This is a genomic window from Chryseobacterium sp. GVT01B, assembly GCF_019970045.1.
Classification (GTDB): domain Bacteria; phylum Bacteroidota; class Bacteroidia; order Flavobacteriales; family Weeksellaceae; genus Chryseobacterium.
This window is the reverse complement of record NZ_JAHXYI010000012.1, coordinates 86,827-103,823: the sequence shown is the minus strand read 5'-3', so window position 1 is coordinate 103,823 and position 16,997 is coordinate 86,827. Positions and strand designations below refer to the sequence as shown.

Below are 16,997 nucleotides of genomic sequence, written 5' to 3'. Positions count from 1 at the left end.
TTTAATATGAAATCCAACCTAATGGATCAACTGGTGTACTTCCGTTCCATACTTGGAAATCAAGGGTATAAGCGCCATCAAAATCCTGAGCTATAGTACCTATTGCCGTTCCAGATGAAACCTGCTGTCCCTTGGAAACATTGGCATTGGATAAGTTGGAATAAATAGTAAAATACCCTCCGTGTTTGATTATAACAGTTTTGGTACCATCACTGCTTGCTACAACCGAAGACACAGTTCCCGGGAATACAGATTTAGCACGTGTACCTGAAGGTACGGAAATTTTAATACCTGTATTGTCTTCAGAGATATTTTTGAAAACCGGGTGCTGCTGTCTTCCGAAACGGTGGGTGATTTGTCCGGCTCTGTCTGCAGGATAACCAAGTCTTCCTCTATTATCTGCAAAGCTGTTTCCGGTAGCGGTGGAAACTCCGTAGCTTGTCATTGCCTTTGTTTCAGCAGCTTTTTTCTCTTCTTCTTTCCTTTTCGCAAGGGCAGCTTCTGCGGCTCTGGCAGCTGTCAATTTATCAGCAGCTTCCTTAGCTCTTGCATTGGCTTCGTCTGAAGCCTTTTTAGCCGCTATTCTTCTGGATTCATCTCTTGCATTAGCCTCTGCTTTGGCTGCATCTTCACTACGTTTTCTTTCTTCTTCAGCTCTTTTTGCTGCCAGCTCTGCTGCTCTCTTAGCTTCTGCTTCTGCAAGTCTTCTTTCTCTTTCAAGGGCTTCTGCTCTTGCTTTAGCTTCTGCTTCAATTCTTGCTTTTTCTCTTTCAGCGGCTAGTTTTGCTAAACGTATTTTTTCTGCTTCTGCTTTTCTTCTTGCTTCTTCCTCTGCTTTAGCAATTCTGATTTCTTCAGCAATAATAGCTCTGATCTGTCCTTCCAATGCTTTAGACTGAACTTGTTTTTGTTTAAGTTCAGCGGTAAGTTTGGATTCGTTTTTCTTAAAATCAGTTACCAATTGCTCTTTTTGGGCCCTTTCAGCATTGATCGTCGCCAAATCCTTCTGTTGGTTTACCAGAAGGTTTGCTTTCTCTTTTACAGAGTTTTGTCTTTGTGCAATTGTTTTTTTGATCAGGTTGGCAGCATCTGTAATTTCAGCAGCTTTTTTATCCTGATAATCTGAGTATTGTTTAAGGTACTGTACTCTACGTATAGCTTCCCCTAAATTCTTGGCAGATAGAATAAAAGTTACTTTGTTCTGTACGCCTTTATTTTTATAAGCATTCACCAAAACCTCAGCATAGTTTTTTCTCAACACAGCCAGTTCTTTGTTCTGACGATTGATTTCCAGCTGACGTAAATAGATATCATCCTCAATGAATCTTTTTTCTTTCTGAGTATTATTATACACTTTCTCTCTTAAAACCAATTTTTGGTTCACATTGGAAAGGTAGGCTATAGAAAGCTTAGATTCACTTCTGGTTTTGGCTAAATCTGAATTTATTTGTGCAATTTGTTTTTTAAGTTCGGCATTCTGCTTCTGCAGCTGTTCTTTGTTCTGCTGTCCCTGGTGCAGTCCAAACATCAAAACACCTATTAAAAAGCTAAATTTTCTAATCATTTAATCTCAATTTTCTTATAACTGGATGGTACAGAATAAGGTGTTTCCATCCTCGAAAAGTCAAATTTCGTATTTTCCATTAAGATCTGACTAGATTTTGAGCCTTTTATAATTATTTTAACATTTTTTGGAAGGCGAATTCCTTCATACTCATTCCAGTCACTATACGAAACATCAAGTTCGTCTGAGGACAGAATATCTTTTAAGTTGACGGACAATAAATCGTAATTAGTGTCGTATTGAAGTGCAATTTTATACTCTCTGTTTTTTTCATCCGTCATTATTTTCTGATTGATATTAGAAACCATTTTGAAGCCTTGTGCATTCTGTGTCAGATCAAATTGTCTGTCATTTATTTTGACAAAAGTTCTTCCTAAAAGGATTTTCTCCAAAGATTTATAATCAATGAAATTAACATTCAGTAAATTATTAAGATAATCAAAGTCAGAATCTATATAGGTTTTATTGATCTTATCCTGACCTTTTATCCCTTCCGGAGTCGCAATACCTCTGGCCGCATTGATGAATAATGCTCTCAGATTCATCCACACCTTTTTATCATTTTCGATATAAACAGTGGCATCCAGGGTAGGAACATAACTTCCTGTTTCTACACGGACTTTACTGTCAATCTTGATCTGCTCAAATTTGGGTGGAATCAATACATGTTCGAAAAAAGTGAGTTTGTCTCTCACCGGCTGGTTTACATCTTTTGGATTTCCATTGTCTTTATCTGATGTTGTAGCAATGCTGTCCCGTGTCTGATCTGTACCATTTTGAACTTTGGTACGGGTCTTACAGGATGATAGGACAAGAAGCAGTAAAAGAAGGGGAATCCAATTTTTCATGTATTTATATTTAATTAAAAAATACGGTGCAATATTAACGCCAAACCACACAAAACATTTTGTGTGGCCTGATGATATCTTGTTTAAGTTGAAATAATTTCTACTATTTTATTTAGATAGAAAATCTAAAACGGAATAATCTCCCAAAGAAATTTCTCTGGCTACTCCGAAATATTGTGCAGAATTACCGATCATAGAATTGGAAAGGTTTCCATGATTGATTCTGGTGTTTTCCTGAATCAGGGAGTTTTCAATATTAGAATTAATAACTGTTGTATTGTTTCCTAATGAAACTCCAGGTCCTACTTTTGAATTGGAGATTTTTACATTTTCACCAATGAAGCACGGCTGAATAATCAATGAATTTTCAATTACAGCAGAAGCAGGGAAATTTTTCATTTCCTCTCTTTCATATTCAAGGATTTTGCTGTTGGTTTCTACAGTGGCATTTTTGTTACCGCAGTCCATCCAGTCGTTTACTTTTCCAAGAGTAAACTTCGCTCCCTTAGATCTAAGGTTCTCAAGTGCTGTTGTCAATTGATACTCACCTCCGTTTTTAATATCATTGTCCATGATATAGTTGATCTCTTCCATTAGTTTTTCAGCACTGTTGAAATAATAAATACCGATGATGGCAAGATCTGAAACGTAAGTCGTTGGTTTTTCAACAAAATCTGTGATAAAACCGTAGTTGTCTAATTTTACAACTCCGAAAGCAGATGGATCTTCCACGCTTTTTACCCAGATCACTCCATCAGAATTTTTGTCTAATTGGAAATCTGCACGGAAAAGAGTATCTGCAAAAGCAATAACGATATCTCCCTGCATAGACTGTTCAGCACATTTAATTGCATGAGCCGTACCAAGGGGGTCGTTCTGATAATATATGCTTCCTTTTGCTCCCAGCTTTTCAGCAATCTGAATAAGGGATCTTTCGATCTCAGGACCAAAATCTCCGATGATAAAAGCTACCTCTTCAATATTTTCTCCTGCAACTTTAGCAATATCTTCCACCAATCTCTGTACGATAGGTTTTCCTGCAATAGGAATAAGCGGTTTTGGAACTGTCAGTGTATGTGGACGTAATCTGGAACCACGTCCAGCCATTGGGACAATAATTTTCATAAATTATATGTATAAAAGATGTTTTGTTAGTTGTTTTTAATATTTAGGTTAAAGATAATAATTAAAACCTTTGAGGAGTTATGATTTATATCTTTTTAAATAATTGTTTAAATTAACAATAGGTTTGTTTACAAGCAAAATAAAGACCAAAGTTTAATTCTTCCTGATTCTCGATAAAATCAGGTTTTTTTCGGAATAAATCAAAATTCCGGTAAAGGTCAAAAAGAGTAAATTACTTGTTAGAATATTATAGTTGAGATACTTTACAATGATGAAGCTAAAAACACCAAGCAGTATCAGAAAGAAAGACATTTTCTTCATTCTGTAAGGAATAGGATAATATTTCTGGCCCAGCAGATAGGATACAATCATCATAATAACATAGGCACCGAACGTAGCCCATGCAGAACCGATCATACTGTGATAATAAGTTAGTGCTAAAAGATTGAGACCAATATTTATTCCTGCTCCAAGCCACGAAATAACAGTTCCTACACTGGTTCTGTCCGTTACTTTATACCAGGTGGAAAAGTTATAATATATTCCGAAGCATAAATTGGCAATAACAATAATCGGAATGATATCTATAGCGATCCAGTAAGATTTGTTGGGAATAAAAACCTCTTTTAGCCAGGATATATTGGCGATAATTCCTAATGCTACGGCACAGGCAAAAAAGGAAAAGTATTCTGCTACTTTAGCATATGTTTTTTTAGCATCACCTTTATCCATTTGTTTAAAAAAGAAAGGCTCAATACCCATCCGGTATGCCGTGACAAATAAGGTCATCAGTACAGCCAGTTTATAGCAACCGCCATAAGCGCCAGCTTCTTCATCTGAAATGTGATTTCTCTGGATGGATTTATCAAAGTTTTCATTGACCATAAAGGCCAGACCAGCCAGCATGAGTGGAAAAGAATATTTAATCATACGCCCGAACAAAGAGGTTACAAACTGAAACCTTACTTTTAATATAATAGGAAGGAGTAATAAAACCCCTAAAGCACTTCCTGCCAGATTACTGAAGAATGGATAATCCACATTTTGGTCCAAGCCAAAACTTTTGGATATGTTTTCCGGAATCCAGAAGAATAACGCCGCTGTAAAAACAGCCTGAAATATAGCCTGAACGACTCTTACAGCTGAGTATTTGATAGGTTTATTATGAAAACGAAGCCATGCAAATGGAATCACAAGTAAGTTATCAAAAAACGCAATCAAAGCAAACCACCTGATATATTCAGGATTATCATGATAACCTAAATAATCTGCAATAGGCTGATTGAGCAAATAGCACAAGGCAAGAAAAACTGTAGACGTTGAAAACAAAAACCAGAATGAAGTATTGAAAGTTCTTTTTTCATTATCCTCTTCCGCTGAAAAACGGAAATAAGCAGTTTCAAAACCGAAAGAAAGAATGATATTAACAAAAGAAATCCACGCATACAGCTGGGTGAAAATCGCAAAACCTTCATTGGGAATTTTATAGATCAAAAGTGGATTCAGGATGAATAAAATAATTCTGGGTGCTATAGCCCCCGCTCCATAGATGATTGTCTGCCCTAATAGTTTCTTATACAAAGTCGAAATTTTTTACAAATGTAAAACTTTAAGTATTCGTTTGGTGATTTTGGGGTGAATTAAAACATAAAATCTTAATTTTACGGGGAAATAAATTGAAATGAAAGTTCTTATAAAAAACGTAAATATCGTCAATGAAGGGAAAGTCTTTGAAAGCGATGTCCTAATAGAAAATGACCTAATCTCCAGGATAGCTGCTGGTATTTCTGAAGAAGCAGATCAGATTATTGATGGTTCAGGAAAGTGTCTTCTTCCGGGTGTGATTGATGATCAGGTGCATTTCCGTGATCCTGGACTTACGCATAAAGGAGACATTGAAAGTGAATCAAGAGCTGCTATAGCCGGTGGAGTAACCAGCTTTATCGATCAGCCTAATACAGTACCAAATGCTGTTACTCAGGAACTGTTAGCAGATAAATATGAGATAGCTTCCCAAAAAGCGTATGCCAACTATGGTTTTATGATGGGAGGAACCAATGATAATCTTGAGGAGGTTTTAAAAACAAATCCAAGAAATGTTCCCGGAATCAAACTATTCTTAGGTTCATCTACAGGAAATATGTTGGTGGATAACCCGGAAACCCTGGAAAATATTTTCAGCAATACCCAAATGCTGATTGCTGTGCACTGTGAAGATGAAGCTACCATCAGAGCCAATACTCAAAAATACATGGATGAATATGGGGATGATATTCCTGTAAAATTCCATCATTTGATCAGAAGTGAAGAAGCATGTTATATTTCTTCTTCCAAAGCTATTGAACTTGCCGAAAAAACAGGAGCCAGACTTCACGTTTTCCACCTTTCGACAGCAAAGGAAATGGAACTTTTCAGAAATGATATTCCTTTAAAAGATAAAAAGATCACTGCTGAGGTGTGTGTACACCACCTGACTTTTACTAATGAGGATTATGAAACAAAAGGCGGACTTATCAAATGGAACCCGGCTGTTAAAACTCAAAATGATAAAGATGCTCTTTGGGAAGCATTGTTAGATGACAGAATTGATGTTATCGCTACAGACCATGCTCCACATACTGCAGAAGAAAAGAATAATGTATATACAAAATGTCCTTCAGGAGCTCCTTTGGTACAACATTCATTAGTAGTAATGCTTGAAAACTATAAAAACGGTAAAATCTCCCTTGAGAAAATCGTTGAAAAAATGTCTCACAATCCTGCTATCCTTTTCAAAATTGAAAAAAGAGGTTTCGTGAGAGAAGGTTATAAAGCAGATCTGGTTTTAGTTGATTTAAATGAAAACTGGACGGTTTCCAAAGATAATCTACTGTACAAATGCGGCTGGAGTCCCTTAGAAGGAATGAATTTCCATTCTAAAGTTACCCATACATTTGTTAATGGACATCTGGTGTATGATAATGGTACAATTGCAAAGGAGAAGTTTGGAGAAAGATTGCTTTTTGAAGCTAGAGATTAATAAGATATAATCGAAGAATATAGTCTCAGATTAACCAGAGATTGTCAAGATAATTCAATAGGAGCGGGCTTTAGCCTGCTCTTTTATTTTAAATCATCCATTGGCTTTAGCTAAAACTTATTAGGTTCGCAGATTATACAGATTGGCGAACGATTGAGCTAAGTCCTTTTTTGAACTTTTTTAGATTTCCAGATAATTAAAATTTATGTAGTTTCGCGCAGAAAAAAAATTACAATATCTATGTATAAATTCTTTTTGATTTTATTTTTATCAGTTTCATTACAGCTTAGTTCACAAATCAACACACAGTTGCTTTCAAATTCATCCTGGACAAGTGTAAAATCCAGCATGTTGGATGGAAGCAGGAATTTGTTCCAAAAACCATCCAGTTTTTTAGTATGGAAAATTAATGGGAATAACCTTTGTGAATATATTGATCCTTGGTATTCGGAGAGGAAAAGTTGTGTGAATGTTAAGATCGAAAAAAATGCAATAAGGGTAGCTGATAAACCAATTTATGAAATTGAAAAGTTGACATCCGATTCATTAATTGTTATAGAAAAACCAGAAGGTGTTACTTTTCCTGATAAAATAAGAAAGAGGTGGTTTGTAAAAACCTCTGAGGTTTTAAAAGATTTTACGGATAAGGCAACTGGTGATTCGATTATAATTACTTCCCGAAACGCAATGCCATCATTGAAAAGGGGGATAAATTTTGAAATTCTTGAAAGTTATTCAAAAAAGAAATATACTCTGAATTTTGAGACAGTAGGAGAAATCAGAATTTTCCCTAAAAAACAAGAGGTTGAAGTAACCGTCGACTCTAAAAAGCATAATAAAGATAATCAGGCTGCCATTGAATTTTTTAAATCTACGCTGGAAAAAGATTATAAAGTATGGGATCTGACAGGGTTTGAGAGCTTTGAAAAAATTATTATTCCATACTATCTCAAGGTTAAATTAGAAGATGGTGATGCCGGTAGTATTGCTTTTTTTGGCAAAGTTTCTTTTGAAAAAGATGAAAAAACTGTAGTGAGAGTAAAAGATAAGTTTGTGTCTGCAGAAAATTTTAATAAAGGTTTAAAAGCAATCAACAGTCAAAAATTTGATAATGCAGTTTACTTTTTCAATAAGGCTCATGAAGATGATAATACAAATACGGAAGCGTTGTATAATGTAGCCTCAATTTCAATAGCTCAAAATAAAACAGACGTTGCATGTACTGCATTAAAAAAATTAAAAGATCTGGATCAAAAGGAAGGGATCAAACTATACAACGAAAAATGTTCAGGAAAATAATCAATAGGAGCGGGCTTTAGCCCGCTCTCTTATTTTATATACCTCCATTGGCTTTAGCCAAAACTTATTATTTTAATCTTCGTCTTCTTACTTCTTCGCCTTACTTCCCATATAAAAAGTAAGCTTCCCTCCATTCATAATCTCAGAATGCTTCAGAATATAATTCTTAATCTCTTTTCCATTCAGAAGAACTTTCTGAACATACACATTTTTCGGACTTTGATTAATAGCTTCAATTTCAAACGTTTTTCCGTTTTCCAGATTCAGTACAGCGTTATCAATCGCAGGACTTCCGATAGAATAATCTTCAGAGCCGGGAGCTACCGGATAAAAACCAAGCGTACTTAAAATATACCAGGCACTCATTTGCCCCGCATCATCATTTCCTCCCAGTCCGTCTGGTGTCGCTTTATACTGCATTTCAAGAATACGGCGGATTTGTGCCTGTGCTTTCCATGGCTGTCCTGCCCAGTTATAAAAATAAACAACATGGTGAGCAGGTTCATTTCCGTGAACATATCCACCAATAATTCCTTCGCGGGTAATATCTTCAGTGTCTGCAAAGAATTCATCAGGTAAATGCATGGTGAATAATTCGTCAAGTTTTGTCGCAAACTTCTTTTTTCCACCCATCATAGTGATCAGCTCATCAGGATTTTGCGGAACAAAGAAACTGTAGTTCCATGAATTTCCTTCAATAAAGCCTTGTCCGTGAGTACTTAATACATCGAAATCTTTCTTAAAGCTTCCGTCTGCCAGACGAGGACGCATAAATCCGATTGTTTTGTCAAAATTATTTTTCCAGTTTTCAGACCGTTTGATAAACTGATTATAGATTTCTGTTTTGTTCAAATGTTTTGCCAGCTGAGCAATGGCCCAGTCATCATAGGCATATTCCAGTGTATTGGAAACTGAGGTTCCGCTTTTCTCAGCCGGAATATATCCAAGATCGATATATTGTCCAATGCCTTCGTAATTTCTTTTGTTAGCCGTTTCTATACATGCTTTTAATGCTTCTTCGGGATCACCTTCATAATTTCCTTTAATAATAGCATCTGCAATAACACTTACACTGTGATAGCCGCTCATACACCAGTTGTCGTTGGCATAATGAGACCAGATAGGCAGCATTTTCATAGAAAACTGATTATAATGTGCCATCATGGATTTTACCATATCACCATTTCGTTTAGGCTGAATAATATTAAAAAATGGATGAAGAGTACGGTAAGTATCCCATAAAGAGAAGGTAGTGTAATTGGTAAATCCTTCTGCCTTGTGAACATTTTGGTCTAATCCTTTATATTCTCCATTCACATCCATGTAAGTAGTAGGATTGATAAAGGTATGGTACATTGCGGTATAAAAATTTGTCTTCTCGGTATCGGAACCTTTGATGACAATTTTGTTCAGTTCTTTATTCCAGTTGTTTTGTGCTTGAGTTTTAGCTTGGTCAAAATCCATACCTCCTGCTTCTTTTTCGAGGTTTTCCAGAGCATTGGTATGGCTTACGGGAGAAATAGCAAGTTTTACTTCAATTGCTTCATTTTCATTGGTATCAAAATCAAAAAACATTTTCAGGTTCTTTCCAGCAATCTCAGGAAAATTCTGATTCTGGTCAAATTTTCTCCAAAACCCTTTATAAACCTGCTTTTCATCATAATTTTTCTGCCCGTAAGATTTAAAAGGCTTTGAAAACTTCATCGCAAAATAAACCGTTCTTGTTCTTGCCCAGCCATTGGTCTGGCGATAGCCTGTGATGGTATTTCCGTTTTCTACCCGAACATATGTCCATACATTTTTTCCGTCATAATTGTAAATGCCAGCCATCAGATCCAGAATAATATGTGACTGATCAGATTTTGGAAAAGTATAGCGGTGGATTCCCACTCTTGGCGTTGCTGTAAGCTCTGCCAGTATATTATGATCATCCAGTTTTACTTTGTAATATCCCGCTTCTGCTGTTTCGTTTTGATGAGAGAACCTGCTTCTGTAACCATTTTCAGGATTGGTTGCTGTTCCGGGATTCAATTGAAGTTTTCCTACAGTAGGCATGATCAGAAAATCTCCAAGGTCAGAGTGTCCCGTTCCACTAAAGTGAGTAGAACTGAAACCTACAATGGTTTTATCTTCATAGCGGTAACCGGCGCAGTATTTATAAACCTCACCATTGTATTTTCCGTTAAGTTCATAAGAAATAGTATCTGTTTCAGGGCTTAATTGTACCGCACCAAAGGGAACCGTAGCTCCGGGATAAGTATGGCCCATCTTTTCAGTGCCGATCAGTGGATTGACGTATTGTATTAATTTTTCAAATTTTTGGGCATGAAAGTTTGCACTTAAAAATACTAGAGAAAGAAAAACAATAGGTTTGTGATTTTTCATTAATGACAATTTTTCAAAGTTTAAAATTAATTAAAATCATCATTTGCTGTTGTGTTTTAGAGAAATTCGGGTATTATTTATTCTTTTTCAGAAAAGCGAAAACCTATTCCATGCAGGTTTTCTATTAAAACACTCCGTTCTTCGGCAAGTACCTTTCGCAATCGGGAAATAAATACGTCAAGACTTCGTCCCATAAAGTAGTCATCATCGCCCCAGATTGCCTTTAAAATGTCCTGTCTTTTTACAACCAGGTTCTTGTGACAGATAAAATAGAAAAGCAGATCAGATTCTCTCTGGGTAAGAGTAATGCTGTTTTCTAGGCCTTGGAGTGTATAGTTTTTAGGATCAAAATCATACTTCCCAACCTTATATTTTTGAGGAGATGTGTCTGTTTTTTTAGTACGTTTCAGGAATACTTCAATTTTCAACATCAATTCCTCAATACTGAAGGGTTTTACCAAATAATCATCGGCACCTATTTTAAGCCCTTTAATTCTGTCTTCTTTTAAAGCTTTTGCAGAAATGAAAATAATAGGAATCTCAGAATTTTTACTGCGAATATGTTCGGCTACTTCAAATCCGTTCATGCCAGGCATCATAATATCCAGCAGGCAGATGTCAAAATTTTGACTGTTAAATGCTTCCAATGCAGATTCGCCATCAGAATAGCAACTGATATCATAATAACTTTCAAGACTATCCTCAACCAGGAAAGCTATTGTTTTGTCATCTTCGGCATATAAAATTTTAGATTTCGCCATACTTACACATGATTATTTGAAAACGGGAAAAATAAAGTAGTCGTAATTCCTTTATCTTCATTATTCTCCACAGAAATTTTCCAGTGATGCTGCTGAACTACTTTTTTTACATAAAATAATCCCAGCCCAAAACCATTCACTTCTTCACTTCTTTTGGTATGTACCCTGTAAAACTTTTCAAAAATATGAGGAATATTTTTAGCAGGGATACCCATTCCGTTGTCTTTAAACTTTAAATATAAGCCTTTTGAATCTTTATCAGCTGAAATTTTAATCACAGGCTTTGTTTCACAATATTTAATGGAATTATCCAACAGGTTGTAAATGATATTCGTAAAGTGAAATTCATCAGCCATCACTGAAGTACTGTTTTCAATATCAATCTCGATGCTGAGGTCTTTATTTTTGTGCTCTATACTGTCTGCAATTTCCTGAATAAAAGGAAGTAACAGTATTTTTTGAGGCTTTAATGACAATCCTGCCGCATCATTTTTAGCAATATTCAGTATTTTCTCAATGTGGTTATTGAGCTTATGACTTTGATTGATGATAATGGAAGTATACGTCTGCAGTTTGGTATTATCCTGCACCAGATCTTGTTTATTAAGAGCTTCTGAGGCCAAAAGTATAGAAGACAAGGGCGTTTTAAACTCGTGAGTCATATTATTGATAAAATCACGCTGCAACTCCGAAAATTTCTTTTGCTGAATAATGGTATAAATAGAATACACATACACCAGAAGAATGATGATCAGGGCAAATGTAAGAAGATACCAGAATCTCAATGAGCTGATCAGATAAGTTGTTTTATCCGGAAAACGTATAGAAAAATAATAGATCAGATTTTTGTGCTTCGGGAAATTGATCACTTTATTACTGGGACTTTCCTGATGCGAAGTCATATACTTTCCGTACACCATTTTATCACTGTGGCAGTTGTATAATGCATATACATAATCTGTATTGATCTGGAAGCGGGTAAATTCTGTTTTCAGGTAGTATTCCAGAACTACAGGATGAAATTCATTATTAATATTAACCACATAATAATCATTGGCAATATTTTGTACAGGATTTTCAGTATAGGACGTTTTTCCTCCGGAGAGCTTTTCCGCAACTTCCATTAAGGCAATATTGACCTTCTGATTAAATTTTTTATCTTCAAGATTATAAGCCTGCCGGGTCCACATCAGCTGAGCTATTAAAATTCCGATAATAGCTACGAATCCCAGTGTTATTATAATATTGAGTTTTTTTATTTTCATTTCCTGAAACAATATTATCCAAAATTATCTATTTATCTTTTATTATTAACAACTCATTAACAAATGTTTGACAGCGGTTAACAAGTTGTAATCACGGTCTGTTTTACATTTGTTATATCGAAAGAAAATAATCAGTTTCTAACTATTAAAATTTATACTCATGAAAAAATTAAAAATTACCGCTCTTTTAGCTGTTTTGGCTTTCTCTCCTTTCTATGCGAATGTTCTTACAGCAGACGCTCCATCCATTGTAAAAATGGTTGCAGATGCTATTAAATGGAAATCAGAATCTATAGATGTAGGAAATATTCCTCAGGGAAAACCAAAATTGATCAGATTTGAATTTACGAATACAAGTTCAAAACCAATCATTATTCAGAATGTAGCACCTTCTTGCGGATGTACTACAGCTGATTATACAAAAACGCCTATCCAGCCAGGAAAAAAAGGATTTGTAGAAGCTAGCTACAACGCAGCGGCAGCAGGTCCGTTCATGAAGACTGTAAACGTTACTACAAGTGACAGCAAAACTCCTAAGACGCTTTCTTTCAAAGGAGTAGTAGCTTCTTAATACATCGTTTTAACAAATAAAAAATAGCCTGGTAATTATTATCAGGCTATTTTCTTTTCAAATATTTGATTTGTTTTTACAATAATCTAAAGAATAATTATTTGTAGCATTATTTATCGGGTTATTTTAAAGGATTGCATTTCAATATTTATTATTTTTAAGAAAAAATAATTTATGAGTCTATATACACAACCAATGCTGCGCGAAGGTGCACTGAAAGATAAAGTAGCAATTGTAACAGGAGGCGGAAGCGGGCTTGGAAAAGCGATGACGAAATACTTTCTTGAACTGGGCGCTAAAGTAGTGATTACTTCCAGAAATCTGGAGAAGCTACAGGCAACAGCTAAGGAACTGGAAGATGAAACAGGTGGTAAAGTACTTTGTGTAGCTTGTGATGTAAGAAACTGGGATGAGGTGGAAGCAATGAAAGAAGCTACCCTGAAAGAATTTGGAAAGATTGATATTTTATTGAATAACGCTGCCGGAAACTTTATTTCTCCAACAGAAAAACTGACTCACTCAGCTTTTGATTCTATTCTGGATATCGTTTTAAAAGGAACAAAAAACTGTACACTTTCTGTAGGAAAGCACTGGATAGATTCTAAAACTCCGGGAACTGTTTTGAATATCGTAACAACATATGCATGGACAGGTTCTGCTTATGTAGTACCTTCAGCCTGTGCAAAAGCAGGAGTTCTGGCGATGACCAGATCACTTGCTGTAGAATGGGCTAAATATGGAATCCGTTTCAATGCGATTGCTCCGGGACCTTTCCCTACCAAAGGAGCCTGGGACAGACTTCTTCCGGGGGATCTTCAGGAAAAATTTGATATGAAGAAAAAAGTTCCGTTGAGAAGAGTAGGAGAACATCAGGAGCTTGCCAATCTTGCGGCTTATCTGGTTTCTGATTATTCAGCTTATATGAATGGTGAAGTTGTAACCATTGATGGTGGAGAATGGCTTCAGGGCGCCGGAGAATTTAATATGCTTGAAGCAATCCCGAGTGAAATGTGGGACGCTTTGGAAGCCATGATTAAAGCAAAAAAATCAAATTAATTAAACTTATATTAAAAAAGCTCCCGGATGTGTAACAAATCCGGGAGTTTTTTTTACCTATACAGTAAATAATATTTTTCAAATGAATTTTAAACTTCCAACTCTTGTTTCCACCGTTGCAGTGTTGCTGTTTTCAGGCTCTGCATACGCACAGGAAAAACCGAAATATGATTATGTAGAAGCATTCAAACCGTTTTTCTATCCGCAGACAGGTACGGCAACCCGTTCTGCAAGCGGACAACCGGGACATGCGTATTGGCAGAATTCAGCAGATTATAAGTTAAATGTCAGCCTGAATGAAGATAAAAAAGAAATTACAGGTACTGCGGAAATTACTTATACCAACAACAGCCCGGATAAACTAGGTTTTCTGTGGCTGCAACTGGATCAGAACCTCTTTGCGAAAGATTCCAGAGGAAATGGAGTAGTTCCGCTTTCGGGAAGCAGAAACGGAGCTCATGGTGAAGAATTTAATGGCGGGTATAAGATTAAATCAGTAAAGCTTGACGGAAAAAGAGAGGTGAAATATACCATTACCGATACAAGAATGCAGATTGATCTTCCACAGGAACTCAAAGCTAATGGAGGGGTTGCCAAAATAGAAATTGAATATTCTTTTGTTTCTCCTGACTACGGTTCAGACAGAATGGGAATTCAGGATACTAAAAATGGCAAAATTTTTACCATCGCACAATGGTATCCAAGAATGTGTGTATATGATGATGTTCTGGGATGGAATACACTTCCGTACATTGGAGCTTCAGAGTTTTATTTGGAATATGGGGATATTACAGCCAATATTACAGTTCCGGCCAATCATTATGTCGTAGCATCCGGGGAACTTTTGAATGAAAAGGAAGTCTACAGCAAAGAAGAAATCAACAGATGGAACCAGGCAAGAAACAGTGATAAAACGGTGATGATTCGTCCTGAGTCTGAGATTGGTGAAAATAAAATTTCCGGAACAAAAACCTGGAAATTCAAAATTAAACAAACAAGAGATTTTGCGTGGGCATCATCTGCCGGATTTATTTTAGATGCAGCGAAAATTGATCTGCCTAGTGGAAAGAAATCTCTGGCTATTTCAGCTTATCCGGCAGAAAGTGCGGGTGAAAAAGCATGGGGAAGATCTACTGAATATACAAAAGCAACCATAGAACACTATTCAAAAAAATGGTATGAATACACGTATCCGGCAGCAACCAATGTAGCAGGAAATGAAGGGGGAATGGAATACCCGGGAATTGTATTCTGTCATATGGATTCCAAAGGAGAAGATCTTTGGGGTGTTACAGATCATGAATTCGGGCACAACTGGTTTCCTATGATCGTTGGATCTAATGAAAGACTTTTCGCGTGGATGGATGAAGGATTCAATACATTTATTAACGGACTTTCCACCGAAGCTTTCAATAAAGGAGAATATTATCGTAAACCGAATCTGGCAAGATCAGGAACCTATCTTTTGACCGACAGCCTGGAGCCTGTAATGGTAGGACCGGACAATATGAAAGAAAGAAGTATCGGAGCTTTGGCTTACTATAAACCAGGAACAGGATTGGATGTTTTAAGAGAAACAATCCTGGGACCTGAAAAATTTGACAAAGCATTCAGAACCTATATAGACCGTTGGGCTTTCAAACATCCTACACCATGGGATTTCTTCCATACGATGGAAAATGTTTCCGGAGAAGAACTGAACTGGTTCTGGAGAGGGTGGTTCTTTAATAAATGGAAAATTGATCAGGCCGTTAAAAATGTAAAATACATTAATGGTGACTTTAAAAACGGAGTTCAGATCACAGTTGAAAATCTTGGCCAGTTGCCAATGCCTACCACCGTACAGTTGAAATTCAAAGACGGAACGGTGCAAACAGTGAAAATTCCTGTTGAAGTTTGGAAAAGAAATACAGAATGGACATTCAAAGTAGATTCTAACAAGGAAATAGATGAGGTAAAGCTGGATCCGAATTCGGTAGTTCCTGATATCAATCTGGAAAACAATAGCAAAAAACCAGAATAGAAATTCTGCTGTATATATCAGCAAAATATACCTGTTACAAAAGCCTGAGCTTACAATCGTAAGTTCAGGCTTTTTGTTTTAGGGTGTTTTTCCGGGGTAAGTAAAGGTGTTTCCCTACAATCTTTTGGGCATCAGTGATCTACTTTTGTCTCACCATATTAATCAAAAACAAAACAACATGGAAACATTAAAATCGGTGCTTGAAGCAAGCCACGTAAAAAAAACAAAAAATGAGTTAATCGACCTTTTATCAGGAGTTGAAAAAGTACTTACTCCTGCAGTCTATGAAAAAGTATCAGGAATTGAGACTTCAGAATTGAGTGCATTGACGAACAAAGAATTATTGGGTATTGTAGAAGACTTCAAAAAGAACTACGATGCAAAGTGGGAGAAATCTTTCTCTGGTGCTTCTTCAGAAATTATGAAACTGATTGCCGGTAAAATTGCTGCCGATGAAGAAATTTTTAAAACTTCAGATGCTGCCAGTGCAGATTTTGCTGCAGAATTAGGAAGTATTGACTTTGCTACCATTATTGGCGGACCTTTGGATGCGTGTGTAAAAGCACAGTCTAATGCCTCTATTGCTACCGTTAATTTCATCAATGAAGTTGGGTTTGAACTTACAGACCCTGCTAATGCTGCCAGTCCTAAAAAACTGAGAATGGCAGAATTCAAATACAAAAAAAATATTCCGAATCCGGATTTTAAAGAAGATGAGCCAGTAAGTGCTACCAACCCTAAAACGGTTCCGAATGATGTAGAAATTTCTGTGCCTTTTATTGCACTGCTGAATGTTCCAAGTTTCAGAATTGAAACCTGTGAAGTTGACTTTAATGTTAAGCTTAATTCTACATACACAAAAGACGTAAGTGATGAATTTGGAATCAACGCCGGAGTTTCAGGAGGATGGGGACCTGTAAAATTCAAAGTGGATGTGTCTTATAAAAGAACTTCCAGTACAGGAATCAAAGTGGAAAAAGAATATTCTTTGGGCGTAAAAGTACGTGCAACCAATGACGAAATGCCTGCAGGGCTTGAAAAGGTACTTGGACTTCTTTCACAATAATCTATTTTACGAAAA

The 16,997-nt window shown here is 36.3% G+C and carries 13 protein-coding genes; 6 read left to right on the top strand and 7 right to left on the bottom strand.

Annotation, left to right across the window (positions count from 1 at the left end; all coding sequences use genetic code 11):
• Position 1 precedes the first annotated feature (1 nt).
• The 4 genes from LC457_RS22715 to LC457_RS22700 form a co-directional block, all read right to left on the bottom strand.
• Positions 2 to 1,564 carry a M23 family metallopeptidase gene (locus LC457_RS22715; RefSeq protein WP_223601870.1) on the bottom strand — a complete coding sequence of 521 codons (1,563 nt, stop codon included), beginning with the start codon at positions 1,562 to 1,564 and terminating at the stop codon, positions 2 to 4.
• Positions 1,561 to 2,412, bottom strand: a complete 852-nt coding sequence (locus LC457_RS22710) for a DUF4292 domain-containing protein (protein WP_223601869.1) — start codon at positions 2,410 to 2,412, stop codon at positions 1,561 to 1,563. Before LC457_RS22710 ends, LC457_RS22715 begins: the two co-directional genes overlap by 4 nt.
• Positions 2,413 to 2,520: 108 nt before the next feature.
• Entirely contained in the window at positions 2,521 to 3,537 is a 1,017-nt protein-coding gene (locus LC457_RS22705; RefSeq protein WP_223601868.1) for a sugar phosphate nucleotidyltransferase, read from the bottom strand.
• Between the two features lie 153 nt (positions 3,538 to 3,690).
• Positions 3,691 to 5,118, bottom strand: a complete 1,428-nt coding sequence (locus LC457_RS22700; RefSeq protein ID WP_223601867.1) for an oligosaccharide flippase family protein — start codon at positions 5,116 to 5,118, stop codon at positions 3,691 to 3,693.
• Between the two features lie 100 nt (positions 5,119 to 5,218).
• Here LC457_RS22700 and LC457_RS22695 point away from each other — a divergent pair, with 100 nt between their 5' ends.
• Both LC457_RS22695 and LC457_RS22690 read left to right on the top strand, forming a co-directional pair.
• Positions 5,219 to 6,556 (top strand): dihydroorotase, encoded by a 1,338-nt coding sequence (locus tag LC457_RS22695; protein WP_223601866.1) that lies wholly within the window; start codon positions 5,219 to 5,221, stop codon positions 6,554 to 6,556.
• A gap of 240 nt (positions 6,557 to 6,796) precedes the next feature.
• Positions 6,797 to 7,855, top strand: coding sequence for a lipopolysaccharide assembly protein LapB (locus LC457_RS22690; protein ID WP_223601865.1), 1,059 nt, complete (start codon positions 6,797 to 6,799; stop codon positions 7,853 to 7,855).
• Between the two features lie 87 nt (positions 7,856 to 7,942).
• On the opposite strand, the gene LC457_RS22685 is transcribed toward LC457_RS22690, so the two are convergent.
• From LC457_RS22685 to LC457_RS22675, 3 genes are all read right to left on the bottom strand, one after another.
• Positions 7,943 to 10,240 carry a GH92 family glycosyl hydrolase gene (locus tag LC457_RS22685; RefSeq protein ID WP_223601864.1) on the bottom strand — a complete coding sequence of 766 codons (2,298 nt, stop codon included), beginning with the start codon at positions 10,238 to 10,240 and terminating at the stop codon, positions 7,943 to 7,945.
• Positions 10,241 to 10,317: 77 nt separating this feature from the next.
• Positions 10,318 to 11,001 (bottom strand): response regulator transcription factor, encoded by a 684-nt coding sequence (locus LC457_RS22680; RefSeq protein WP_223601863.1) that lies wholly within the window; start codon positions 10,999 to 11,001, stop codon positions 10,318 to 10,320.
• A 2-nt stretch (positions 11,002 to 11,003) separates the two neighbouring features.
• Entirely contained in the window at positions 11,004 to 12,266 is a 1,263-nt protein-coding gene (locus LC457_RS22675) for a sensor histidine kinase KdpD (RefSeq protein WP_223601862.1), read from the bottom strand.
• Positions 12,267 to 12,426: 160 nt separating this feature from the next.
• On the opposite strand from LC457_RS22675, the gene LC457_RS22670 reads away from it, so the two are divergent.
• The 4 genes from LC457_RS22670 to LC457_RS22655 all read left to right on the top strand — a co-directional run bounded on the left by LC457_RS22670 (position 12,427) and on the right by LC457_RS22655 (position 16,982).
• Entirely contained in the window at positions 12,427 to 12,837 is a 411-nt protein-coding gene (locus LC457_RS22670) for a DUF1573 domain-containing protein (protein ID WP_034695742.1), read from the top strand.
• 174 nt (positions 12,838 to 13,011) lie between these two features.
• Positions 13,012 to 13,893, top strand: a complete 882-nt coding sequence (locus tag LC457_RS22665) for an SDR family oxidoreductase (protein ID WP_223601861.1) — start codon at positions 13,012 to 13,014, stop codon at positions 13,891 to 13,893.
• A gap of 82 nt (positions 13,894 to 13,975) precedes the next feature.
• Positions 13,976 to 15,916 (top strand): M1 family metallopeptidase, encoded by a 1,941-nt coding sequence (locus LC457_RS22660; RefSeq protein WP_223601860.1) that lies wholly within the window; start codon positions 13,976 to 13,978, stop codon positions 15,914 to 15,916.
• A gap of 178 nt (positions 15,917 to 16,094) precedes the next feature.
• Positions 16,095 to 16,982, top strand: coding sequence for a DUF2589 domain-containing protein (locus LC457_RS22655; protein ID WP_223601859.1), 888 nt, complete (start codon positions 16,095 to 16,097; stop codon positions 16,980 to 16,982).
• Positions 16,983 to 16,997 lie beyond the last annotated feature (15 nt).

Bases quoted from the DNA above. Each gene is read 5' to 3' on its own strand.
- LC457_RS22715 (WP_223601870.1), bottom strand. From the start codon at position 1,564: ATGATTAGAAAATTTAGCTTTTTAATAGGTGTTTTGATGTTTGGACTG.
- LC457_RS22710 (WP_223601869.1), bottom strand. From the start codon at position 2,412: ATGAAAAATTGGATTCCCCTTCTTTTACTGCTTCTTGTCCTATCATCC.
- LC457_RS22705 (WP_223601868.1), bottom strand. From the start codon at position 3,537: ATGAAAATTATTGTCCCAATGGCTGGACGTGGTTCCAGATTACGTCCA.
- LC457_RS22695 (WP_223601866.1), top strand. From the start codon at position 5,219: ATGAAAGTTCTTATAAAAAACGTAAATATCGTCAATGAAGGGAAAGTC.
- LC457_RS22690 (WP_223601865.1), top strand. From the start codon at position 6,797: ATGTATAAATTCTTTTTGATTTTATTTTTATCAGTTTCATTACAGCTT.
- LC457_RS22685 (WP_223601864.1), bottom strand. From the start codon at position 10,240: ATGAAAAATCACAAACCTATTGTTTTTCTTTCTCTAGTATTTTTAAGT.
- LC457_RS22680 (WP_223601863.1), bottom strand. From the start codon at position 11,001: ATGGCGAAATCTAAAATTTTATATGCCGAAGATGACAAAACAATAGCT.
- LC457_RS22675 (WP_223601862.1), bottom strand. From the start codon at position 12,266: ATGAAAATAAAAAAACTCAATATTATAATAACACTGGGATTCGTAGCT.
- LC457_RS22670 (WP_034695742.1), top strand. From the start codon at position 12,427: ATGAAAAAATTAAAAATTACCGCTCTTTTAGCTGTTTTGGCTTTCTCT.
- LC457_RS22665 (WP_223601861.1), top strand. From the start codon at position 13,012: ATGAGTCTATATACACAACCAATGCTGCGCGAAGGTGCACTGAAAGAT.
- LC457_RS22660 (WP_223601860.1), top strand. From the start codon at position 13,976: ATGAATTTTAAACTTCCAACTCTTGTTTCCACCGTTGCAGTGTTGCTG.
- LC457_RS22655 (WP_223601859.1), top strand. From the start codon at position 16,095: ATGGAAACATTAAAATCGGTGCTTGAAGCAAGCCACGTAAAAAAAACA.